This is a genomic window from Kitasatospora sp. NPDC003701 (assembly GCF_053587085.1).
Genome location: NZ_JBSFNM010000005.1, coordinates 213,261 through 235,630 on the forward strand (window position 1 = coordinate 213,261; position 22,370 = coordinate 235,630).

15 protein-coding genes and 2 tRNA genes are annotated in these 22,370 nt (G+C 72.9%); 5 read left to right on the plus strand and 12 right to left on the minus strand.

Translation table 11 applies throughout. From position 1 onward, the window contains the following. Positions 1 to 100 precede the first annotated feature (100 nt). Positions 101 to 174 (minus strand) — tRNA-Pro (locus ACWDRR_RS07345). 144 nt (positions 175 to 318) lie between these two features. On the opposite strand from ACWDRR_RS07345, the gene ACWDRR_RS07350 reads away from it, so the two are divergent. After that, positions 319 to 392: transfer RNA gene (locus ACWDRR_RS07350), tRNA-Gly, on the plus strand. A gap of 142 nt (positions 393 to 534) precedes the next feature. Here the strand turns inward: ACWDRR_RS07350 and ACWDRR_RS07355 are convergent. Beyond that, on the minus strand, positions 535 to 1,086 hold the full coding sequence (locus ACWDRR_RS07355) for a DUF6197 family protein (protein ID WP_449771195.1): 552 nt from the start codon (positions 1,084 to 1,086) through the stop codon (positions 535 to 537). A 260-nt stretch (positions 1,087 to 1,346) separates the two neighbouring features. On the opposite strand from ACWDRR_RS07355, the gene ACWDRR_RS07360 reads away from it, so the two are divergent. Then, positions 1,347 to 2,087, plus strand: coding sequence for a DUF6348 family protein (locus ACWDRR_RS07360; RefSeq protein ID WP_449771196.1), 741 nt, complete (start codon positions 1,347 to 1,349; stop codon positions 2,085 to 2,087). A gap of 63 nt (positions 2,088 to 2,150) precedes the next feature. Here ACWDRR_RS07360 and ACWDRR_RS07365 read toward each other — a convergent pair whose 3' ends face one another. The 4 genes from ACWDRR_RS07365 to ACWDRR_RS07380 all read right to left on the minus strand — a co-directional run bounded on the left by ACWDRR_RS07365 (position 2,151) and on the right by ACWDRR_RS07380 (position 5,787). Beyond that, positions 2,151 to 2,345: a hypothetical protein gene (locus ACWDRR_RS07365; RefSeq protein WP_329487645.1), complete on the minus strand. Its 195-nt coding sequence runs from the start codon at positions 2,343 to 2,345 to the stop codon at positions 2,151 to 2,153. Positions 2,346 to 3,016: 671 nt separating this feature from the next. After that, positions 3,017 to 4,246, minus strand: coding sequence for a PP2C family protein-serine/threonine phosphatase (locus ACWDRR_RS07370; protein WP_449771197.1), 1,230 nt, complete (start codon positions 4,244 to 4,246; stop codon positions 3,017 to 3,019). 313 nt (positions 4,247 to 4,559) lie between these two features. Continuing rightward, the gene (locus tag ACWDRR_RS07375) at positions 4,560 to 5,045 is read right to left on the minus strand and encodes a ribose-5-phosphate isomerase (RefSeq protein WP_449771198.1); all 486 of its coding nucleotides are present in this window, start codon (positions 5,043 to 5,045) and stop codon (positions 4,560 to 4,562) included. A gap of 127 nt (positions 5,046 to 5,172) precedes the next feature. Then, the gene (locus ACWDRR_RS07380) at positions 5,173 to 5,787 is read right to left on the minus strand and encodes a biotin transporter BioY (protein ID WP_449771199.1); all 615 of its coding nucleotides are present in this window, start codon (positions 5,785 to 5,787) and stop codon (positions 5,173 to 5,175) included. Between the two features lie 321 nt (positions 5,788 to 6,108). Between ACWDRR_RS07380 and ACWDRR_RS07385 the strand changes: the two genes are divergently transcribed. Then, positions 6,109 to 7,524 (plus strand): amino acid permease, encoded by a 1,416-nt coding sequence (locus ACWDRR_RS07385; protein WP_449771200.1) that lies wholly within the window; start codon positions 6,109 to 6,111, stop codon positions 7,522 to 7,524. 94 nt (positions 7,525 to 7,618) lie between these two features. Here the strand turns inward: ACWDRR_RS07385 and ACWDRR_RS07390 are convergent, their stop codons facing one another. Next, a complete protein-coding gene (locus ACWDRR_RS07390) occupies positions 7,619 to 8,251 on the minus strand; it encodes a mycothiol-dependent nitroreductase Rv2466c family protein (protein WP_449771201.1) in 633 nt (210 codons plus the stop codon). A 222-nt stretch (positions 8,252 to 8,473) separates the two neighbouring features. Here ACWDRR_RS07390 and pepN point away from each other — a divergent pair, with 222 nt between their 5' ends. Next, positions 8,474 to 11,047, plus strand: coding sequence for an aminopeptidase N (gene pepN / locus ACWDRR_RS07395; protein ID WP_449771202.1), 2,574 nt, complete (start codon positions 8,474 to 8,476; stop codon positions 11,045 to 11,047). 130 nt (positions 11,048 to 11,177) lie between these two features. Here pepN and ACWDRR_RS07400 read toward each other — a convergent pair whose 3' ends face one another. After that, on the minus strand, positions 11,178 to 12,485 hold the full coding sequence (locus ACWDRR_RS07400; protein ID WP_449771203.1) for a glycoside hydrolase family 18 protein: 1,308 nt from the start codon (positions 12,483 to 12,485) through the stop codon (positions 11,178 to 11,180). A 173-nt stretch (positions 12,486 to 12,658) separates the two neighbouring features. Beyond that, positions 12,659 to 15,319 carry an aconitate hydratase AcnA gene (gene acnA, locus ACWDRR_RS07405; protein ID WP_449771204.1) on the minus strand — a complete coding sequence of 887 codons (2,661 nt, stop codon included), beginning with the start codon at positions 15,317 to 15,319 and terminating at the stop codon, positions 12,659 to 12,661. A 483-nt stretch (positions 15,320 to 15,802) separates the two neighbouring features. Here acnA and ACWDRR_RS07410 point away from each other — a divergent pair, with 483 nt between their 5' ends. After that, positions 15,803 to 16,384 (plus strand): superoxide dismutase family protein, encoded by a 582-nt coding sequence (locus ACWDRR_RS07410; protein ID WP_449771205.1) that lies wholly within the window; start codon positions 15,803 to 15,805, stop codon positions 16,382 to 16,384. 78 nt (positions 16,385 to 16,462) lie between these two features. Here ACWDRR_RS07410 and argF read toward each other — a convergent pair whose 3' ends face one another. The 3 genes from argF to ACWDRR_RS07425 all read right to left on the minus strand — a co-directional run bounded on the left by argF (position 16,463) and on the right by ACWDRR_RS07425 (position 22,154). Beyond that, positions 16,463 to 17,464 (minus strand): ornithine carbamoyltransferase, encoded by a 1,002-nt coding sequence (gene argF, locus ACWDRR_RS07415; RefSeq protein ID WP_449771206.1) that lies wholly within the window; start codon positions 17,462 to 17,464, stop codon positions 16,463 to 16,465. Between the two features lie 296 nt (positions 17,465 to 17,760). Next, complete coding sequence (locus ACWDRR_RS07420; RefSeq protein WP_449771207.1) at positions 17,761 to 20,484, minus strand: polynucleotide kinase-phosphatase; 2,724 nt, start codon at positions 20,482 to 20,484, stop codon at positions 17,761 to 17,763. Continuing rightward, positions 20,481 to 22,154: a 3' terminal RNA ribose 2'-O-methyltransferase Hen1 gene (locus ACWDRR_RS07425; RefSeq protein ID WP_449771208.1), complete on the minus strand. Its 1,674-nt coding sequence runs from the start codon at positions 22,152 to 22,154 to the stop codon at positions 20,481 to 20,483. The genes ACWDRR_RS07420 and ACWDRR_RS07425 overlap by 4 nt, the downstream gene beginning before the upstream one ends. Positions 22,155 to 22,370: the final 216 nt, after the last annotated feature.

Sequence of the window (22,370 nt, forward strand, 5' to 3'; positions counted from 1 at the left end):
TCCGCGGACCGCCGAGCGGTACCAAGCGGCCCCCGAGGACACCGACGGACCCCCGAAGACGCCAACAGGGCCCCGCCGAGGACGAGACCCTGCCGCACTGTCGGGGTGACCGGATTCGAACCGACGGCCTTCCGCTCCCAAAGCGGACGCGCTACCAAACTGCGCCACACCCCGTGGTGCCGAGAGGAAGCGTACACGCCGGGCCCTACCCGGTCGGCGACATATCCGAGGGCCCGAGAACGAATGTGGTGTGCGCGCAGCCGACCGGACCAGGTACGCTGTTCCCGACCTTCCGTCCGGCGACGGCCGGGGGATCGCGCGGGTGTAGCTCAATGGTAGAGCCCTAGTCTTCCAAACTAGTCACGCGAGTTCGATTCTCGTCACCCGCTCCAACCGTCCGGCCCCGGAACGACGACCTCGTCGTTCCGGGGCCGTTCCGTTTCCCGACCGCCCGTCAGGGCCGTCGGCCGCACCCGCACGCACCCTCCGGACCGGCGCCCCGGCGACCCGACGCCCCGGCCGCCCGGCGGACCGTCAGAGGCCGAGCCGGCCGGCCCGGGCCGCGGCACGGTCGAGCAGCTGGTGGACGTCCGCCTGCCGGGTGGTGGGCCGGTCGTTGTACTCGTCCGGGGAGGCCGCGGGCCGGCCGGTGGCGTGCAGCACCTCCATCAGCTGCACCCGGGCGGTCCGGACGGTGTCCGGGGTCCCGTAGCCGTGGGCGAGCACCGCGGCCTGGGCACCCAGCAGGCAGACCCGGCCGGCGCCGTCCCACATCGCGCCCTGCAGCCAGCCGGCCGCGCCGATGTAGCGGGAGGCGAGCCGCAGGTGGTCGGCGGCGCTCACCGGCACCGGGCGGGCCGGCCGGCGCAGCACCCGCTCCAGCAGCGTGGCCCGGGGCAGCGGGTGGCCGGCGTGCCACGGCTGCACGGTCGAGCCGAGCGGGCAGACGTACGGCGGCCGGAGGTACGGCGCCGGAGTGCGCGCCGGAGCGGGCAGCGAGGAGAGGTACGCCTCGATCTCGGCGACCAGGCCGGAGCCGTCCGGGGCGAGCAGCGGCGGAGCGGGCGTCAGGTCGGTGCGGGGCATGCGGTTCTCCAGGCGGTGGCCTACGGTTGCCGCTACCCAAAATGGTGCATAAAGGACATTTCTGCGACCGGAGAGCCGGGTCCGCCTCGGCGACCGGCGGCGCGCATCGGTTTCCCGGCAGGGCTCCGGGCCGATAGCCTCGGCGGCGTTCGAAAGCAGTTCGAGAGCAGTTCGAGAACGCTGCGAACCCGAGGGTGGAGGAGTGTCCGGTGCGTCCCGAGGACCGACTGGCCGTCATACAGCGCTCTGTGGTCCGGGAAATGGCACGCCTCGGGCAGGTGTTCACCGCGGACGGCGAGGTGGTGCGCGGTCCGGGCACCACGGCGGTGGCCGTCCGGGAGCACCCGGGCGTCGACGGCGCCGGCCACGTCGACCTGGGCTTCGTGCTGCGGCTGGGCCACGCGGACGCGCCGGTGGTGTGGGACTGCGCGGCCGGCCTCGGCAAGACCGAGGAGGAGAAGCTCGACAACGCGGTGCGGATGTGGGCGACCACCACCGCCTCGGCACTGGTCGAGCTGCAGGAGCGCCGGGGCCGGCACGGCGACCACGCCGATCACCCGGAACTGCCGGGCTGGCACGCCGTGCAGGGGCCGGCGGCGGTGTTCGGCTTCGGCAACGAGCGGCTGGCCGGCTGGCTCGCGGAGCACCGGGTGCTGCCCGCGCTGGCGCCCGCGCTGCTGCCGGAGCTGACCGGGCGGCACCTGAACGGGGTGAAGCTCTTCCTCGGCGGCAAGGCGGGGGACGACGTCGCCGAGGTCCGGGTCAACGGCGAGGTGTCGGAGGCCGCCTCGGCGGCGCTGCGCGCGCTGGACTGGCCGCGCGGCGAACGGCTCTGCTGGGCGCGGCTGTTCGTGCTGCTGACGGCCCCGGACGCGGCAGCGGTGACGCCCGCGCCGACGGGCGCCGCGGCGCCCGTGGCGGTGCGGTGGCCAACCCCGGCGGCGGCGCGGGCCCGGGGGCTCTTCGCCCGCTGGCGGCAGGCCAGACGGGCCGACCGGTGACCCGGGCGGCCGGCCTCCTCCCCCGCTGAACCCGTCCTGGGGCCTCGACCGAGGCCGCCGGGGTCAGCTCGCGATGTTGGAGATGCTCTTGGCGATCTGGCTCAGGAAGTCCTGGATCGGCTTGGCGGCCGTGCTCTGGTTGAGCATGAAGCCGAACAGAGCGGCCAGGATCGCGTGCCCGACCTTCAGTTGCTTGTTGCGGATGAAGATGAAGCAGATGACGCCGAACAGGACCAGCGCGGAGACGGAGAGTGCCACCCGGACTCACTTCCTCGTTTCATAGCGGGGCGCCATCGGCTGACCACCCCTGCGAAGCCGGACCCCGGCCTGTCCGACGGTCCCGAGGCGGAACGGCAGTTCGTCCGACGTGTCGCGGCCGGAAGGAGAGTCCGGTACGGCCGGACGGTGTCCGTCGTGCCGCATGTGGCGCCCCCATCCCCCGAGTCCTGACCAGTCCCGCCCGGACTCAGTGTGGTCGAACGTGCCGATTGCGTAAAGGTCTGACTGTCAGCCGAACGCCGATATCCTGCGATGCGAGACGAGTTTCCGCCGACCGAGACGATAGCGGAGGCGTTCTGACGAATCGTCGGTGGGGCGCCGCTGAGCGGCCGGGAAACGCCCGGCGGGCCGGACCGGAACGGGCTGGTCCGCTCCGGTGACGGCGGGTCGGAAATGGCTGAAGATCAGCTCCCAGGCTTGACAGCAGCTGCCTGCGGCATGTGCCCGGGAGCCGCGCGCGCGGTCACCGGGGGAAACGGCCCGGTGGGCGGGCCAGCGAGCGGGCCGGCGGACCCGGTGGACGGCGGCTCCGACGGGTGGCGCGGGTGCGGCCCGTCGGCGGCCCGGCCGGAACGGCGGACGTGGTCCGGGCGGAACGGCGGACGGGGCCCGGGCGGAACGGCGGACGGGGCCCGGGCGCGCGGTGCCGGTCAGTCGCGCCAGAGCAGCAGGACGGCCCGGTCGTCGTTGATGTCCCGGGCGACCGTCTCGATCAGCCGGGCGGCGGCACCCGCGCCGGCCCCCGGACCGCCGCCGGGGACCAGCCGGTCGGCCTCGCCCATCAGCCGGTCCATCCCGTCGGAGAGGTCCCGGCCCGGTGCCTCGACCATGCCGTCGGTGCAGAGCATCAGGACGTCGCCGCGGTTCAGCCGGCCCCGCACGCCCTCGAACTTGGCGCCGTCGTAGATGCCGAGCAGCGGCCCCTCGGTGGTCTCCTTGATCTCCCAGCGCCCGGCGCCCGCGAGCCGCTGCATCCCGGGCAGGTGGCCCGCCGAGAGCAGCTCGTACTCCCCCGTGTCCAGGTCGAGGACCAGGTGGACGGCGGTGGCGAAGCCCTCCTCCCAGGACTGGCGGAGCAGGTAGCCGTTGGCCGCGGGCAGGAAGTCGTGCGCGGGCAGCGAGCCGACCAGGCCCCCGAAGGCCCCGGAGAGCAGCAGGGCCCGCGAGCCGGCGTCCATGCCCTTGCCGGAGACGTCCGCCAGGACCACCTCCAGCACCCGCTGGGCGGGGCCGGTCCGGGCGGCGACCACGAAGTCCCCGGAGAAGGACTGCCCGCCGGCCGGGCGGAGCGCCATGTCGGCGTGCCAGCCGTCCGGCAGCTCCGGGACGCGGCTCTGCACGCGCAGCCGCTCGCGCAGGTCGAAGAGCATGGTCGAGCCGCCCCACCAGGGGACGCCGACCCGGCTGCGGAACTGGGCCAGCAGCAGACCGCCGACCCCGGCCGCGCCGACCACCAGGGCGGCACCGGGGGTGACGCCGTAGGTGTAGGCGTCGGGGTCGGCGCTGGCGACCCGCTGGCCGGTGTGGATCACGGACTCGGCGGAGAGCCCGAGCGCGGCCAGCGCGTAGAGCACCACCAGGCTGCCCGGGCGCAGCAGCAGGGCCGCGGCCAGGATGGGCAGGACCAGGGAGGTGGGCGGGGCCCAGGCCGGGATCCAGATGTTGAGCAGGATCAGCAGCGGGACCAGCAGGGCCAGCACGCAGAGCACCGGCCAGTCGGCGGCGCCGCCGCGGAAGTAGTCGACACCGGCGGTGCGCAGCCTTCGGCGGACCCGGCGGAGCTTCTTGCGCAACCGGGCCGTCACGGGGTCGGGCACCGTGGCGGCGCCGGGCCTCGTCGCAGTCGTCTGGGGCGTTTCGCCCGGCGGTCTGCCAGCCATGGGGACCGACCATATCCACCGGTACGGGTCGGCGTCGACGGCTCGTGCGCGGGCGGCGCCGCCGTGGCGCGGGCGCGTCAGCGGGTTTCGGCCGATTGCGGCGGGCGTCGGCCGCTGCGTCAGGAGGCGTACGCCGGTTGGGCGTACGAACCACGCGGGCCGCGCATGCGCCCCGCGTGCGGGGTGGTCCGCACGCCGACCGGGCAGAGCACGCGCTGTGGCCGATCACACAGGGCGGCGCGGATGCCGAAAGACGCGCCGGCCGGCCGCGCTGGGGTGCGCGGCCGGCCGGCGGGAGCGGTCGAGGGGCGGGTCAGACCTGCGGGTGGTGGGCCGGGATCGGCGGGAGCTCGCCGGTGGTCTCGTACTCGCTCAGCATCTCGATCCGGCGGGTGTGCCGGTCCTCGCCGCTGTACGGGGTGTTGAGGAAGACCTCGACGAAGCGGGTGGCCTCCTCCTGGGTGTGCATCCGGCCGCCGACGGAGATCACGTTGGCGTTGTTGTGCTCGCGGCCGAGCGAGGCGGTCTGCTCGCTCCAGGCCAGCGCGGCACGGACGCCCTTGACCTTGTTGGCGGCGATCGCCTCGCCGTTGCCCGAACCGCCGATCACGATGCCCAGCGCCTCCGGGTCGGCGGCGGTGCGCTCGGCTGCCCGCAGGCAGAACGGCGGGTAGTCGTCGGCCGCGTCGTAGATGTGCGGCCCGCAGTCGACCGGCTCGTGGCCGGCCTCCTTGAGCCACCCCACGAGGTGGTTCTTCAGTTCGTATCCGGCATGGTCGGAGCCCAGGTACACGCGCATGCCCATGAGTGTGGCATGCGCGCGCACCGGGTCCGCGCAGGGGGCGGAGCCGAGCGAGCCGGGGCCGGGAATCCGGCCGGGCGGCCCGGAGGCGAGCCGGGGCCCCGACCGCCGAGCGCCCCGGAGTTCAGCGCTTTCCGAGGAGCTTCCAGGCGAGCGGCAGGGCGCCGGCCGCCAGGACGGCCTTCAGCGCGTCGCCGACCAGGTACGGGTAGAGACCCAGCTCCGCGGCGCGGGCGAGCGGGACGCCCAGCGAGAAGGCGAGGTACGGCACGCCGACGGCGTAGATGGCGAGGGTGCCGAGGGCCATCGTGGCGGCGGTGTACAGCGGGGTCCGGTCGGCGCCCCGGCGGGCCAGCGCGCCGGTGAGGGCGGCCGCGAGGACGAAGCCGATCATGTAGCCGAGCGTGGGCATCGACCAGCCGGAGGCGCCCTCGGCGAACCAGGGCAGGCCCGCCATGCCGGCCAGCAGGTAGAGGCCGAGCGAGGCGATGCCGCGGCGGGCGCCGAGCGCGGTGCCGACCAGCAGGGCGGCGAAGGTCTGGCCGGTGACCGGCACCGGGGAGCCGGCGACGTTCACCGAGAACTGGGCGGCCAGGCCGGTGAGGGCGGCGCCGCCGGTCACCAGGGCGAGGTCGCGGGCCTGGGCGCCGAAGCGGCCGGACGCGGCGGGCAGCAGGTCGGCCAGGACGGCGCGGCCCAGTATCGGGGTGCTGGCAGTCGGGGTGCTGGCAGTGGCCATCGGGGGTTCCTCCGCACGGGGACGGTCGGCGATCGGGTGAGTGATCGGATGATCGGGTGATTCTGATGATCAGGTGAGTGAACATCTGTGAACCTACGCGCTGATCGCCCTCGACACCGTCAGGGAACCGGACAAAGCCCCGGAGCCGGTCATTGTCGGGTCCGACCCACCCAGGAGCACGGAATGTGACCATTCCGGCCATTTCCCGTCACGATCCGGTCCGCATCGTGGGCCCGGCCCCGTCATTCTTGGCATGGACAGCAGTGCCCCCGGATATTGGGCCATTCGCACCGCATTCCGAACAGTCTGGATTCCTTCCTCATGGCCCGTACCTCCGCGCCCTCGGCGCCCGGGACGACCTCCACCGCCGATGTGCCGGCCGGTGGGCAGCAGCTCTCGCACGGCCTGAAGCAGCGCCACCTCTCGATGATCGCGCTCGGCGGGGTCATCGGCGCCGGTCTCTTCGTCGGCTCCGGGGCGGGCATCGCGGCGGCCGGGCCCGCCATCATCCTGGCGTTCACGCTCTCCGGCCTGCTGGTCATGCTGATCATGCGGATGCTCGGCGAGATGTCGGCGGCCCGCCCCGCGTCCGGCTCCTTCTCGGTGCACGCCGAGAAGGAGATCGGCCCGTGGGCCGGGATCACCGCCGGCTGGATGTACTGGGTGATGCTCTGCTGCGGCGTCGCGGCCGAGGCCACCGCCGCCGGGAAGATCGTCAACGGCTGGATCCCCGGCGTCTCCGCCTGGGTCTGGGTCGGCCTCTTCATGGTCTTCTTCTGCGCCAGCAACCTCACCGCGGTGAAGAACTTCGGCGAGTTCGAGTTCTGGTTCGCCACCATCAAGGTCGCCGCGATCATCGCCTTCCTGGTGATCGGCGGGCTCGGCGTCGCCGGGGTGCTCGGCCCCGGCGCCCCCGGCACCGAGAACCTCACCGGCCAGGGCGGCTTCCTGCCCACCGGTGTCAGCGGACTGATCGTCGGCCTGCTCGCCTCGGTCTTCGCCTACGGCGGCCTGGAGACGGTCACCATCGCCGCCGCCGAGTCCGACGACCCCAAGCGCAACGTCGCCAACGCGGTGCGCACGGCCGTCTGGCGCATCGCGATCTTCTACATCGGCTCGATGGCCCTGGTCGTCACCCTGGTCTCCTGGAAGGACCCGTCGGTCGTCGAGAACGGTCCCTACGTGACCGTCCTGCAGCACCTGGGCGTGCCCGGCGCCGGCACCATCATGGAGGCCGTGGTGCTGATCGCGCTGCTCTCCGCGATGAACGCCAACATCTACGGCTCCTCCCGGATGGCGTACTCGCTGGTCTCCCGCGGCCAGGGCCCGAAGGCGCTGGCCAAGGTCAGCGGCGGGGTGCCGCGGCTGGCCGTGGTCGCCTCCTGCCTGTTCGGCTTCGGCGCGGTGCTGGCCTCCAAGTTCTGGCCCGACACCGTCTTCACCTGGCTGATGAACACCACCGGCGTCGCCATCCTGGTGGTCTGGTTCTTCATCTGCGTCGTCCAGCTGCGGATGCGCCGCCGTCTGGAGCGCGAGGCGCCCGAGCTGCTCACCGTCCGGATGTGGGGCTTCCCGTACCTGACCTGGATCGCGATGGCCGCCGTGGTCGGCATCCTGGCGCTGATGACCACCACCGAGGGCAACCGGCAGCAGCTGTACGCGGCCGGCGTGCTCGTCGCGCTGCTCGTCGCGGCGGGGCTGTTCAAGCAGCGCCGCGACGCCGCCGCCGGCCGGTAGGAGATGCGGAAGGGCCCGGTACCGCCGAGCGGTACCGGGCCCTTCGCGCTGCCGCGGCCCCGCCCGCGAGGACGGGCCCGCGGTGCGGGTGCGCCTACTCGAAGGACGGGCCGGCGGTGCGGGTGCGCTTGATCTCGTAGAAGCCCGGGGTCGACGCGACCAGCAGGGTGCCGTCCCAGAGGCGGGCGGCGGCCTCGCCGCGCGGGGCCGGGGTGACCACCGGGCCGAAGAAGGCCACCCGCTCGCCGTCCGCGCCCTCGACCGCGATCACCGGGGTGCCGACGTCCTCGCCGACCAGGGTGATGCCCTCCTTGTGCGAGGCTCGCAGGGCCTCGTCGTACGCGTCCGTGTCGGCGGCGTCCGCCAGCTCGGCCGGCAGGCCCGCCGCGACCAGCGCCGCCTCGACGGTCTCGCGGGTCCGGGGCAGGCCCTGGTTGTGGAAGCGGGTGCCCAGCTCGGTGTAGAGGCGGCCGAGCACCTCGTCGCCGTGCTGCTGGGCGGCGGCGATGCAGACCCGGACCGGGCCCCAGGCGCTGTCCAGCAGCTCGCGGTAGTCCTGCGGGAGGTCACGGTGCTCGTTCAGCACCGACAGGCTCATCACGTGCCAGTTCACGTCCACCGGGCGCAGCTGCTGGACCTCGGTCAGCCAGCGGGACGTCATCCAGGCCCACGGGCAGGCCGGGTCGAACCAGAAGTCGGCGGTCTTGCGCTCAGCGGCAGTCGTCACGGCTGTCGTCCTTCGGTGAGATGCGGGGCGGCCCCCGACACGGGGTCCACCCGATCCCGAACACCCGCAGGGCGCCGCTGATTCCGGACCGGCGCCCCGGTTTGTGCAATGGTACCGGCGCGGGCGGCGTGAAAGGATGCCCCCGCAGCACCACAACGCGCAGCACCCCACCGCACCAGTGAACACCGCACCACCGTGCGAGCCGGACAAAGGAGTACCGCCGTGCCGGGCAAGAACCTGAGCCGCGACGAAGCCCAGCAGCGGGCCAGCATCCTGGCCGTGGACAGCTACCAGGTCCGGCTGGACGTGACCTCGGCCCCCGACCCGGCGGCCGCCACCTTCCGCTCCACCACCACGATCGCCTTCCGCTGTACCGAGCCGGGCGCCTCGACCTTCCTCGACCTGCTGGCGAGCGCCGTCCGCGCGGTCACCCTGAACGGCCGCGCGCTCGACCCGGCCACCGCCTTCGACGGCGCCCGGGTGCACGTCGACGGCCTCGCGGAGCAGAACGTCCTCGTGGTGGACGCGGACTGCGCGTACAGCCGCACCGGCGAGGGCCTGCACCGCTTCACCGACCCGGTGGACGGCGAGACCTACCTCTACACCCACTACGAGCCGGCCGACGCCCGCCGGGTGTTCGCCACCTTCGAGCAGCCCGACCTGAAGGCCCCGTTCTCCTTCACCGTCACCGCGCCCGCCGCCTGGGACGTCCGCTCCAACGCCGTGCACGAGCAGGTGAGCACCGAAGGCGCCGCCCGCACCTGGCAGTTCGCGCCGACGCAGCCGATCTCCACCTACCTCACCGCGGTGGTCGCCGGCCCGTACCACGTGGCCACCGACCACTACAGCCGCACGCTGGCCGACGGCACCACGCTGGAGATCCCGCTCGCCGCGCTGTGCCGCAAGTCGCTCGCGCCCTACTTCGACTCCGACGAGATCCTCGGCGTCACCAAGCTCGGACTGGACTTCTTCCACGAGGAGTTCGACTACCCGTACCCGTTCGGCAAGTACGACCAGGCCTTCGTGCCCGAGTACAACATCGGCGCGATGGAGAACCCGGGCTGCGTCACCTTCCGCGAGGAGTTCATCTTCCGCTCGAAGGTCACCGACGCCGCCTACGAGGGCCGGGCCAACGTCATCCTGCACGAGATGGCGCACATGTGGTTCGGCGACCTGGTCACCATGCGCTGGTGGGACGACCTGTGGCTGAAGGAGTCCTTCGCGGACTTCATGGGCTCCTACGCGCTGATCGGCGCGCGCACCCGCTACTCCTCCGCCTGGATCACCTTCGCCAACCAGCGCAAGGCCTGGGCCTACCGGCAGGACCAGTTCCCGACCACGCACCCGATCACCGCGGACATCCGGGACCTGGAGGACGCCAAGCTCAACTTCGACGGCATCACCTACGCCAAGGGCGCCTCGGTGCTCAAGCAGCTGGTGGCGTACGTCGGTTCGGAGGCCTTCTTCGAGGGCGCCCGCCGCTACTTCAAGCGGCACGCCTTCGGCAACACCGAGCTCGCCGACCTGCTGGACATCCTGGAGGAGACCAGCGGCCGCGACCTCAAGTCCTGGGCCGCCGCCTGGCTGCAGACCGCCGGCGTCAACTCGCTGACCCCGCAGGTCACCGTGGACGCCGAGGGCCGGATCACCGAGCTCGCCGTCCTCCAGGACGCCGGGAACGGCGCCACCCTGCGCCCGCACCGGATCGCCGTCGGCCTCTACGACCGCGACGCCGACGGCGCGCTGGTGCGCACCGAGCGGATCGAGCTGGACGTCACCGGTGCCCGCACCGTCGTCGCCGAAGCCGTCGGCCGGCCCCGGCCCGCGCTGGTGCTGCTGAACGACGACGACCTGACGTACTGCAAGATCCGCTTCGACACCGAGTCGCTGGAGACGCTGCGCGCCGGCCTCGGCGACGTCGACGGCGACCTGGCCCGGGCGCTCGCCTGGTCCGCGGTGTGGAACCTGACCCGGGACGGCCTGATGCCGGCCCGCGACTACATCGCCCTGGTGCTGCGCTTCGCCGGGCAGGAGTCCAACATCGGCGTGCTGCAGTCGCTGCACCTGCAGGCCAAGGGCGCCGTCGACCTGTACGCCGACCCGGCCTGGCGCGGCGAGGGCGGCCGGCTGCTGGCCGACGGCGCCCTGCGCGAGCTGCGCGCCGCCACCCCCGGCAGCGACCACCAGCTGGCCTGGGCCCGCTTCCTGGCGCAGACCGCCAACGGCTCCGAGCACCTGGGCCTGGTCCGCGGGCTGCTGGCCGGCACCGCCCGGATCGACGGCCTGGACGTCGACCAGGAGCTGCGCTGGGCGCTCTGGCTGGCGCTGGCCGCGGCCGGCCAGGCCTCGGACGAGGAGCTCGCCGAGGAGCTGGCGGCCGACAACACCGCGAGCGGCAAGCGCCAGTACACCCAGTGCCTGGCCGCCCGGCCGACCCCGGAGGCCAAGGCCGCCGCCTGGTCCGCCGTGATCGACTCGGACGAGCTGCCCAACGCGCTGGTCGAGGCGAACATCGCCGGCTTCGCGCTGCCCGCGCACCGCGACCTGACCGCGCTGTACGCGGCGCCGTACTTCAAGCTGCTGGAGCGGGTCTGGTCCGAGCGGACCATCGAGATCGCGATGCGGATCGTCGGCGGCTTCTTCCCGCACGCCCAGATCAGCGAGGAGACGCTGGCCGAGGCGGACGCCTGGCTGGCCGGCCACCCGGACGCGGCGCCGGCGCTGCGCCGGCTGGTGCTGGAGCGCCGGGACGACCTGGCCCGGGCGCTGCGGGCGCAGGCCTGCGACCGCGCCTGAGCCGTCCCCGGCCGCACCGGGAGCCCCCGCCGCGCGTGCTCGCGGCGGGGGCTCCCGCGTCCGGGGCTCCTGCTTCCGGCGCTCCCGTGCCCGGGACTCCTGTGTCCGGGGCTCCTGCTTCCGGCGCCGGTCAGCCGCGCTGGAGGCCGCGGTCCAGGGCCTCCAGCGCGCTGCCGTCGGCGTCGTCGCCGTCCAGCGACCAGACCATCACGCCGGCCAGGTCGTTCCACCGGGTGTAGCGGGCCTTCTGGGTGAGCACCTCGGCGTTGTCGTAGCTGTAGAAGTTGGTGCCGTCGTACTTCCAGGACGCGCCGTGGTCACGGTCGGTGTAGACCTTGCCGGGCAGCCGGGAGACCTCGTTGTAGGTGAAGTCGGCGGTGGCGCCGGTGGCCGACTGGTACAGGCCGCCCCGCTTGCCGGCCGGCACCCCGGTCCAGCCGTGGGCGTAGAACGGCACGCCGAGCACGGTCTGGGAGCCCGGCAGGCCGTGCTGGGCGTAGAAGTCGACCGCCTTGTCCGCACTGCGCTGCAGCGGCGACGGGTCCTTGGGGTCGGAGTACAGGTTGGCGTGGTGGGCGGCCGGGCCGGTGCCCTCCCACGGGCCGTGCAGGTCGTAGGTCATCAGGTTGAGCCAGTCGATCGAGCGCGAGAGCGTGGGCAGCTCCAGCCGGGCGGCCACGGTCTCGTTGGCGGCCACCGCCGCGGTCAGCAGGTAGTGCGGGCCCTTGCGGCCGCTGAGCTGGTCCAGCTGGCGGCGGAACTCCTGCACCAGCAGGGTGAAGTTGTGGCCGTCCTCGGGCCGCACCACGTTGCCGGCGTCACCGCCGCCGCCCGGGTACTCCCAGTCGAGGTCGATGCCGTCGAAGACTCCGGCCGCGGCGCCCGTGCCGCCCTCGGCGGTGCCGAGCCGGGGCAGGTTGCCCTTGATGTACAGGTCGATGCAGGAGGAGACGAACTTCTTGCGGGACTCCTCGGTGGCGGCGGCGTCCGAGAAGTACTTGGACCAGCTCCACCCGCCGAGCGAGATCACCGTCTTCAGCTGCGGGTTCTCGGCCTTGAGCTTGCGCAGCTGGTTGAAGTGCCCCTTGAGCTTCTGGCCGGGGCGGTCGGCGACGCCGTCCACCGACTCGGCGGCGGAGAACGGGCGCTGGTAGTCGTTCAGGGCGTCGCCCTGGCCCGCCTCGTTGGACTCGAAGCAGGTGCCCTCGGCGGAGACGTTGCCGAAGGCGTAGTTGATGACCGTGAGCTTCTCGGCCTGACCGGACTCCTGCACCCGCTTCGCGGAGCTGTCGGCGCCCCACTGGGTGAAGTAGCCGACCCGCTGCCCCTTCAGCTTCGGGCCGTGGTCACGGTCGTGGGCCTGGGCCGTGGGGGCCGCGAGGGCGGCGGCCACCGTGGCGGCGGCGATGAGGGCGGCGGTGCGACTGATCATGCGCATGGGAGAAGACCTGCGGCTTTCTCTGATTCAGCGTCAAATGGTCTGGACCAAGCTGAAACAGAGGTTTAGTCCATTCGGTCCGGACATACAAGAGGCCGGACCGCGTTGACGCGATCCGGCCTCTTGACTGTCTCTTTACCGGCGGGGCCTCGGCCCCGCCGTCACCGCGGTGATCAGCCGATCAGGCTGCGCAGCACGTACTGCAGGATGCCGCCGTTGCGGTAGTAGTCCGCCTCGCCGGGGGTGTCGATGCGCACGACCGCGTCGAACTCCGTGCTGGTCCCGGCCGGGCCGACGGCCTTGACCTTGACGGTCGCCGGGGTGCGGCCCTCGTTGAGCTCGGTCACGCCGGTGAAGGAGAAGGTCTCCTCGCCGGTCAGACCGAGGGACTCGGCGTTCTGGCCCTCCGGGAACTGCAGCGGCAGGACGCCCATGCCGATCAGGTTCGAGCGGTGGATGCGCTCGTAGGACTCGGCGATGACGGCCTTCACGCCCAGCAGCGCGGTGCCCTTGGCGGCCCAGTCGCGGGACGAGCCCGAGCCGTACTCCTTGCCGGCCAGGACGACCAGCGGGGTGCCGGCGGCCTGGTAGTTCTGCGAGGCGTCGTAGATGAACGACACCGGCGCGTCGGCCTGGGTGAAGTCGCGGGTGTAGCCGCCCTCGGTGCCCGGCGCGATCTGGTTGCGCAGGCGGATGTTGGCGAAGGTGCCGCGGATCATCACCTCGTGGTTGCCACGGCGCGAGCCGTACGAGTTGAAGTCGCGCTTCTCCACACCGTTGGCGGTCAGGTACTGCGCCGCCGGGGTACCCGGCTTGATGTTGCCGGCCGGGGAGATGTGGTCGGTGGTGACCGAGTCGCCCAGCTTGGCCAGGACGCGGGCACCGGCGATGTCGGTCACCGGGCTCGGGGTCTTGGCCATGCCCTCGAAGTACGGGGGCTTGCGGACGTAGGTGGACTCGGCGTCCCACTCGAAGGTGTTGCCGGTCGGGACCGGGAGCGACTGCCAGCGGTGGTCGCCGGCGAAGACGTCCTGGTAGCCCTTGTCGAACATGGCCTCGTCGATGGAGCCGGCGACGGTGTCGGCGACCTCCTTCTCGGACGGCCAGATGTCGGCGAGGAAGACGTCGTTGCCGTCGGCGTCCTGGCCCAGCGCGTCGCGGGTGATGTCGATGTTCATGTTGCCCGCGAGGGCGTAGGCGACCACCAGCGGCGGGGAGGCCAGGTAGTTCATCTTGACGTCGGGGTTGATCCGGCCCTCGAAGTTGCGGTTGCCGGAGAGCACCGAGACGACCGCCAGGTCGGACTCGTTGACGGCGGCCGAGACCTCCTCGGGCAGCGGGCCCGAGTTGCCGATGCAGGTGACGCAGCCGTAGCCGACCAGGTTGAAGCCCAGCTTCTCCATGTACGGGAGCAGGCCGGCCTTCTCGTAGTAGTCCATGACGACCTTGGACCCGGGGGCCAGGGTGGTCTTGACCCAGGGCTTGACGGTCAGGCCCTTCTCCACGGCCTTCTTCGCCAGCAGGGCGGCGCCCAGCATGACGGAGGGGTTGGAGGTGTTGGTGCAGGAGGTGATCGAGGCGATCACGACCGCGCCGTTGTCGATCTCGTAGGTCGAACCGTCGGGGGCGGTCACCGCGGTCGGCTTCGAGGCCTCGGCCGAGTAGGTCGGCAGCGCCTCGGCGAACTTGGTGGCGGCCTCGGCCAGGATCACGCGGTCCTGCGGGCGCTTCGGGCCGGAGATCGACGGGACGACGGTGGAGACGTCCAGCTCGAGGTACTCGGAGTAGACCGGCTCGACCGACGGGTCGTGCCAGAGGCCCTGCTCCTTGGCGTACGCCTCGACCAGGGCGAGCTGCTGCTCGCTGCGGCCGGTGAGCTTCAGGTAGTTGATGGTCTCGGCGTCGATCGGGAAGATCGCACAGGTCGAGCCGAACTCCGGCGACATGTTGCCGATGGTGGCGCGGTTGGCCAGCGGGATCGCGGTGACGCCCTCGCCGTAGAACTCGACGAACTTGCCGACCACACCGTGCTTGCGCAGCATCTCGGTGATGGTGAGCACCAGGTCGGTGGCGGTGGTGCCGGCCGGCAGCTGGCCGTTGAGCTTGAAGCCGACCACGCGCGGGATCAGCATGGAGACCGGCTGGCCGAGCATCGCGGCCTCGGCCTCGATGCCGCCGACGCCCCAGCCCAGCACGCCCAGGCCGTTGACCATGGTGGTGTGCGAGTCGGTGCCGACGCAGGTGTCGGGGTAGGCCTGGCCGCCCCGGACCATGATGGTGCGGGCCAGGTGCTCGATGTTCACCTGGTGGACGATGCCGGTGCCGGGCGGGACGACCTTGAACTCGTCGAACGCGGTCTGGCCCCAGCGCAGGAACTGGTAGCGCTCCTTGTTGCGGCCGTACTCGATCTCGACGTTCTGGACGAAGGCGTCCGGGGTGCCGAACTTGTCGGCGATGACGGAGTGGTCGATGACCAGCTCGGCCGGGGCCAGCGGGTTGATCTTGGCCGGGTCGCCGCCCAGCTCCTTGACGGCCTCACGCATGGTGGCGAGGTCGACCACGCACGGCACACCGGTGAAGTCCTGCATGATCACACGGGCCGGAGTGAACTGGATCTCCTGGCTCGGCTGGGCGTCGGCGTCCCAGTTGCCGAGCGCGCGGATGTGGTCGGCGGTGATGTTCGCGCCGTCCTCCGTGCGGAGCAGGTTCTCCAGCAGCACCTTGAGGCTGTAGGGCAGCCGCTTGGAACCCTCGACGGCGGAGAGCTTGAAGATCTCGTACGACTCGTCGCCCACCTGCAGCGAGCTGCGGGCGTCGAAGCTGTTCGCGGACACGACTGACTCCTTCTAGGTGCTTCGTGCGGTATCCGGCCGCCACGGTGGTAAGGTCAGCCTTACTTAGGCTTACCTTGCCCGCACCGCCGGTGAGCGCCTCTCGGCAAGTATCTTGATGTCGAGATATATAGTAATGGGCAGTTATCTCGATGTCGAGATAAACCATAGTGCATGGCGGCGCGTCCGCCACGTCGGCACCACCTCCACGCTGCCCGCGCCCGGCGCATCCCTCCCGAACCCCTCGTGACGAGGCCGCCAAGGTCAGGCGTCCAACGGTCGACGGGGGCGGGTTCGGGGCCAAGGGACCAGCCCCCGGGACCGGAGTCCGGGGCTCGGACTTCGGGGCCCGGGGCTCGGGGCTCGGGGCTCGGGGCTCGGCAGGGCGGGGTTCCGGGGAGCCGGGCGCGCGCCGGGGGTGTCCGTTCGGCACGGGTCGCCGTTGAGCAGGGCGTCCCGCTCCCCGTGCCCCCGGAAGGCCCGCCGATGCCCAGTCCGATCGCCGCCGCGCTGCTCCCGCTCGCCCTGCTGGCGCCCACCGCCGCCGCGGCCGCCCCTGCCCCTGCCGCCCCTGCTCAGACCGCGCCGGCCCCGCTGGTCTCGGTGATCGAGGCCGACTTCGACCCGGCCTCGGCGTTCGTCCCGCCGACCGCGATCAGCCACGCCGCGGACCTGGTGCCGTACGGCTCGCACGTCCGCGTGGTGGTCGACCGCTCGGTGCCCGGACGGACGCTGCTGACCCTGACCGTGGCCGGGCTCGCCCCGGACCACGAGTTCCCGGCACACCTGCACACCGGCACGTGCGGGTCCGACCCGGCCGCCTCCGGCCCGCACTACCAGGACGTCGCGGACCCGGTGCAGCCGTCCACCGATCCCGCCTACGCCAACGACCACAACGAGCTGCGGCTGACGCTGCGCACCGACGGCCGGGGCGCCGGCTCGGCCGCCGCCGCGGTGGCCTGGCACCCCCGGCCGGGCGAGGCCCGCTCGGTGGTCCTGCACGCGGGCACCCCGGCGGGCGGGCACGCCGCGGGCGACCGGGCCGCCTGCGTGAAGCTGACGCCGTGACGCCCCGCCCGTGACGCACCGGCCGTGACGCCCCGCCCGTGATGCACCGCCCGGGCCGAGCCGGCCCCGGCCCGGGCGTCAGGCCCCGAGGGTGGCGACCAGCACGGCCTTGATGGTGTGCAGGCGGTTCTCCGCCTGGTCGAAGACGATGGAGTGCCTCGACTCGAACAGCTCGTCGGTGCACTCCAGCTCGGCCATCCCGGTCGTCTCGTGCAGCTGCCGCCCGAGCACCGTGCCCAGGTCGTGGAAGGCGGGCAGGCAGTGCAGGAACTTCACGGCCGGGTTGCCGGTGGCCCGGACGGTGTCCATCGACACCTGGTACGGCTTGAGCAGCTCGATCCGCTCGACCCAGACCTCCTTGGGCTCGCCCATCGAGACCCAGACGTCGGTGTAGAGGAAGTCGGCGCCGGCCACGCCCGCGTCGACGTCCTCGGTGAGGGTGATCCGGGCGCCGGTCGACCCGGCGAGCACCTCGGCCGCCTTCCGGACGTCCTCGGCGGGCCAGAGCGCCCGGGGCGCGACGATCCGGATGTCCATCCCGAGCAGGGCGCCGGTGACCAGCAGCGAGTTGCCCATGTTGGAGCGGGCGTCGCCGAGGTAGGCGAGAACCACCTCGTTCAGCGGCTTGGCGGTGTGCTCCTTGATGGTCAGCACATCGGCGAGCAGCTGGGTGGGGTGCCACTCGTCGGTCAGACCGTTCCAGACCGGGACGCCCGCATGGGCGGCCAGCTCCTCGACGATCTCCTGACCGTGCCCCCGGTACTCGATGCCGTCGAACATCCGACCGAGCACCCGCGCGGTGTCCTTGATCGACTCCTTGTGGCCGATCTGCGAACCGGACGGGTCCAGGTAGGTGGTGCTGGCGCCCTGGTCGTGGGCGGCGACCTCGAAGGCGCAGCGCGTCCGGGTGGAGGTCTTCTCGAAGATCAGCGCGATGTTCTTGCCGCGCAGCCGGGGCTGCTCGGTGCCCGCGTACTTCGCCGCCTTGAGCTGAGCGGCGAGGTCCACCAGGAAGCGGAACTCCTGGGGAGTGAAGTCGAGCTCCTTGAGGAAGTGCCTGTTCCGGAGGTTGAAGGCCATGCCGGGCTCCTGGGGTGACGTGGACAAACGGCGAAGCGGCAATTATATACGATGCTCGGAATTTCTATGCAAAGACTTCGCGATACTTCGCCGTGGCAGGGGCTGCGTCCCCGGGCTCCGGGGCCCCGGGGCTTCCGAGTCCCGGACTTCGGACTTCGGGCCCGGGGGTTCACCACCTCGGGACGGGCCGGGACCGGCGACGGTACCGGCCCGGGAACGGGTCGGGCCCCGCGGGGTGACCGCGGGGCCCGACCGGCCGCCCGGGAGCGGGGCCGCCGGCTCCGGAAGGGGCCGGCCTAGAGCCGGGGATCGACCGGCTCGGACTCCAGTGCCAGCACGGCGAAGACCGGCTCGTGCACCCGCCAGAGCGGCTCGCCCGCCGCCAGCCGGTCCAGTGCCTCCAGACCGAGCGCGTACTCGCGCAGCGCCAGCGAGCGCTTGTGCCCCAGGAAGCGCTGCCGCAGCTGGTCCAGGTACTCGGTGTAGTCCGGCCCGTAGATGATCCGCAGGTACTCGCGGCCGCGGACCTTGACCCCCGGCTGGATCAGCCCGCCCGGGCGGCCCTCGCCGGCCTTGCCCCGGGCCGGCGACGCCAGCGGCTTGACCACCATGCCTTCGCCGCCCGCCCCGGTGAGCTCCTCCCACCAGGCGACGGCCGCGGCCACGGACGCCTCGTCACCGGTGTCCACCAGCAGCCGGCCGGTCCGGTGCAGGACCGGGGCCTGCGGCTCGGCCGCGTGGTCGGCGTCGACCAGGCCGTCGATCCAGGCGAGGTGCTCGTCGTGCGGGCGCACCGCGAGGTTCGCCCCCTCGGCCGCCAGCACCTGGAACGGCGCCAACCGGATGCCCGACAGGCCCTCGGTCGGCCAGCAGTACCGCCGGTACGCCTCGGTGAACGCCTGCGCGTCGGCGGCGCGCTGCCGCTGGCGGGCCGTCAGCGCGGAGAGGTCGAGCCCTCGGCCGGCCGCCTGCTCCAGTGCGGTGAGCACCTGCGGCAGCGCCGCGCGGGCCGCCGCGCCGACCGCCGCGTACTGGCGGCGCAGCAGCTCGGTGGCCTTGAGGGACCACGGCATCAGCTCGGTGTCCAGCAGCAGCCAGCCGGTCCGCAGCTCGTCGAAGAGCCCGGAGCGCTCCGCCGCGGCCCGCAGCCGGCCCAGGACGGCGGCGGTCAGGCCGTCGTCACCGAGGAACGCCCGACCGGTGCGGGTCCAGATCGCCCCCGGGCCGGCCAGCCCGAACCGCTTCTCCAGGGCCGTGTCGTCCCGGGCCACCAGCACCACCGCGCGGGAGCCCATGTGCTTCTCCTCGCAGATCACCTGCCGGACGCCGTCCTCGCGGTAGGCGAGGAAGGCCTCCTCCGGGTGTTCGAGGTAGCCGGGGCGGCGCGAGGTCGCGCTCGGTGCCATGGTCGGCGGCAGGTAGGCGAGCAGCCGGGGGTCGATCGCGAACCGGCTCATCACCTCCAGCGCGGCCGCCGCGTTCTCCTCCCGGACGGCGATCCGGCCGTGCAGCGCGGTGTCGACCACCCGGCGGCCCGCCACGTCGGCCAGGTCCAGCGGGCGCCCCTCGCGCGAGCCCGGCGCGTCCGTGATCATCGGCCGGACCGGCGCGTACCACTCCTGCTCCGCGGCGACGCTCACCAGCTCCCGCTCCGGGTAGCGCAGCGCGGTCAGGCTGCCGCCGAAGACGCAGCCGGTGTCCAGGCAGATGGTGTTGTTGAGGAAGCTCGCCACCGGCACCGGCGTGTGGCCGTAGACCACCAGGGCCTTGCCCCGGTACTCCTCCGCCCACGGGTAGCGCACTGGCAGGCCGTACTCGTCGGTCTCGCCGGTGGTGTCCCCGTACAGCGCGTGCGAGCGCACCCGGCCGGAGGCCCGGCCGTGGTACTTCTCCGGCAGACCGGCGTGGCAGACCACCAGGGCGCCGCCGTCCAGCAGGTAGTGGCTGACCAGGTCGCGCATGAACGCCCGGACCTCGGCGCGGAACTCCTCCGACTCCCCCGCCAGCTGGTCCAGCGACTCCTGGAGGCCGTGCGAGACGGTGACCTTCTTGCCGTCCATCGCGCGGCCGAGCTTGTTCTCGTGGTTGCCCGGCACGCAGACGGCGTGGCCGGCCGCGACCATGCCCATCACCAGGCGCAGCACTCCCGGCGTGTCCGGGCCGCGGTCGACCAGGTCGCCGACGAAGACGGCGGTGCGCCCCCCGGGGTGGGCGGCGTCCACCGGGCGGCCGGCGTCGTCCCGCGCGAGGTCGTAGCCGAGGCGGGTGAGCAGCGTCTCCAGCTCGGAGCGGCAGCCGTGGATGTCCCCGACGATGTCGAACGGGCCGGTGAGGTGGCGCAGGTCGTTGAAGCGCTTCTCCGGCACGATCTCGGCGGCCTCGACCTCGGCCTCGCCGCGCAGGACGTGCACCTTGCGGAAGCCCTCGCGCTCCAGGCCCCGCAGCGAGCGGCGCAGCTCGCGGTGCTGGCGCGGGACCACGTGCGCCGGCAACTGACGGTCGGGGCGGGAGCGGTTGCGCTCGGCGCAGACCCCCGGCGGGACGTCCAGCACGATGGCGATCGGCAGCACGTCGTGGTCGCGGGCGATCCGGATCAGCTGCTTGCGGGCCTCCGGCTGGACGTTCGTCGCGTCCACCACGGTCAGCCGGCCGGCGGCGAGGCGCTTGCCGACGATGTAGTGCAGCACGTCGAAGGCCTCGGCGGAGGCGGACTGGTCGTTCTCGTCGTCGGCGACCAGGCCGCGGCAGAAGTCGGAGGAGATCACCTGGGTGGGCAGGAAGTGCTTGCGGGCGAAGCTGGACTTGCCCGCGCCGCTGGTGCCGATCAGGACGACGAGGGAGACGTCGGTCACCGGGAGGCGGCGCGCCTTCGCGGGGGTGGGGGCCTGCTCGGTGGCGGCCGGCTCGGTGGTGCCCTGTTCGGTGGTGTGGGCCTCGGTGGTGGCCTGCTCGGTGGTGCCCTGCGCGGTGGGCGTGGCCCCGGCGGGGCTCGGGGACTGCGCGTCGTCGTCGGTCGTCATCGGGGTTCGCCCCCTTCGGGCGTCGTGCGGACAGGTGCGGTGGTGCCGGCGGCTCCGGTGGCCGCGCGGGCGGCTTCGGTGCCGGCACCGGTGGCTCCGGTGGTCGTGGGCTCGGCCGCGGTGCCGATCCGGAACAGCGCGAGCTGGGTCGGCGCCCCCACCTCGGAGTCCTCCTCGCCGACCGGGTGGATCACGACGGTGTAGCCGTACGTCCGCGCCACCCGCTCGGCCCAGGCGCGGAACTGCTCACGATCCCACTCGAAGCGGTGGTCGGCATGCCGAACGTGGCCGGCCGGCAGACTCTCCCAACGGACGTTGTACTCGGAGTTCGGCGTGGTCACAACGACCGCCGCCGGACGGGCCGCCCCGAGCACCGCGTACTCCAGGGCCGGCAGCCGGGGCTCGTCCAGATGCTCGATCACCTCGCAGAGCACCGCCGCGTCGAAGCCCTTCAGCCGCGCGTCCGTGTACGTCAGCGCGCCCTGGACCAGCTTGACCCGCGCCGCCTGACGCTCCGGCATCCGGTCCAGCCGCAGCTTGCGGGCGGCCGCGGACAGCGCCCTGGCGGACACGTCCACACCGACCACCTCGGTGATCCGGGCGTCCTTGAGCAGCGCGCCGATCAGCTCGCCCTGCCCGCAGCCGAGGTCGGCCACCCGGGCCGCCCCGACCTCGCGCAGGGCGGCCAGGATCGCCGCCCGGCGCTGCTCGGCGAGCGAGGGCCGCTTCGGCGGCACTCCGTCCTGCGCCACCCCGTCCTGCGCCACCCCGTCCTGCGCTACCCCGTCCTCGGCCGGCTCGGCGCCGGACGGGCGCGCCGCCCCGGGCTCGGGCCGGTCGGTGTCGTCGACCGCGTTGTCGATCTCCTCGACCTCGCGGTCGTCGGCCTCGGCGAGCCGGGCCAGCTCCAGGCGCTCCATCGCGGTCCGGGTGAGCGACCAGCGCCGCGCGAGGTACCGCCGGGCGATCAGCGCCTGCTCCGGGTGGTCGGCCAGCCAGCCCTCGCCGGCGGCGAGCAGCTTGTCGACCTCGTCCGGGGCGACCCAGTAGTGCTTGGCACCGTCGAGCACCGGCAACAGGACGTAGAGCTGCTGGAGCGCGTCCGCGAGTCGGACGGTGGCGGAGACCAGCTCGATCCGCACGTAGCGCGACTCGCCCCACTCGGGGAACGACTCGTCCAGCGGGATCGCCACCGCCTCGACCTGCCAGCCCAGCGGCTCGAAGAGCCGGGCGACCATGGCCGGCCCGCCACCCTCGCCCGCGCCGTTGGCGGGCACGGCGGGCAGCGCGATCCGCAGCGGCCGGGGCCGGTCAGCCAGCTCGGGGCGGGCCTCGCAGACACCCTTCATCGCGGTGCGGAACACCGTCCGCAGGGCCACCGCGAGCAGCGAGGACGCGGCGTAGGGGCGGTCGTTGACGTACTGCGCGAGCGCGAAGTCCGGCGAGCCGCCCCGGCCCTTGCCCCGGCCCCTGCGGACCAGCGCGATCGGGTCGATGTCGAGCAGCAGCGCGGCCGTGCACAGCTCGTCGCCCGCCTCCGGGTAGAAGACGTGGGCCTCGCCGTGCGACGTCCCGAACCGCTGGACCTTGCCGGGGTGTTTGTGCAGCAGGAAACCGAGGTCGGTGGCCGGGCTCTCGGCAGTACCGGTGGTGGAGATCGACATGAACACCAGCCCGAGTATTGCCCAGCGCCCGCCCGCCGAGCACCGGGTTTTGCGCGCTGCGCCGTGGCACGGCCCCCGGGCGCACCCCTGCGGTGACCTGCCGCGGCCCCCGCCGCCACCGGCTCCGGCCCCGGCCCCGTCGCGCCCCGGGGCGGCCCGCCGCCCCGTCCGCACGGTGAGCGTGTTCGGCACCGGCGGCCCGTATTCGTTAACGTGCACGAT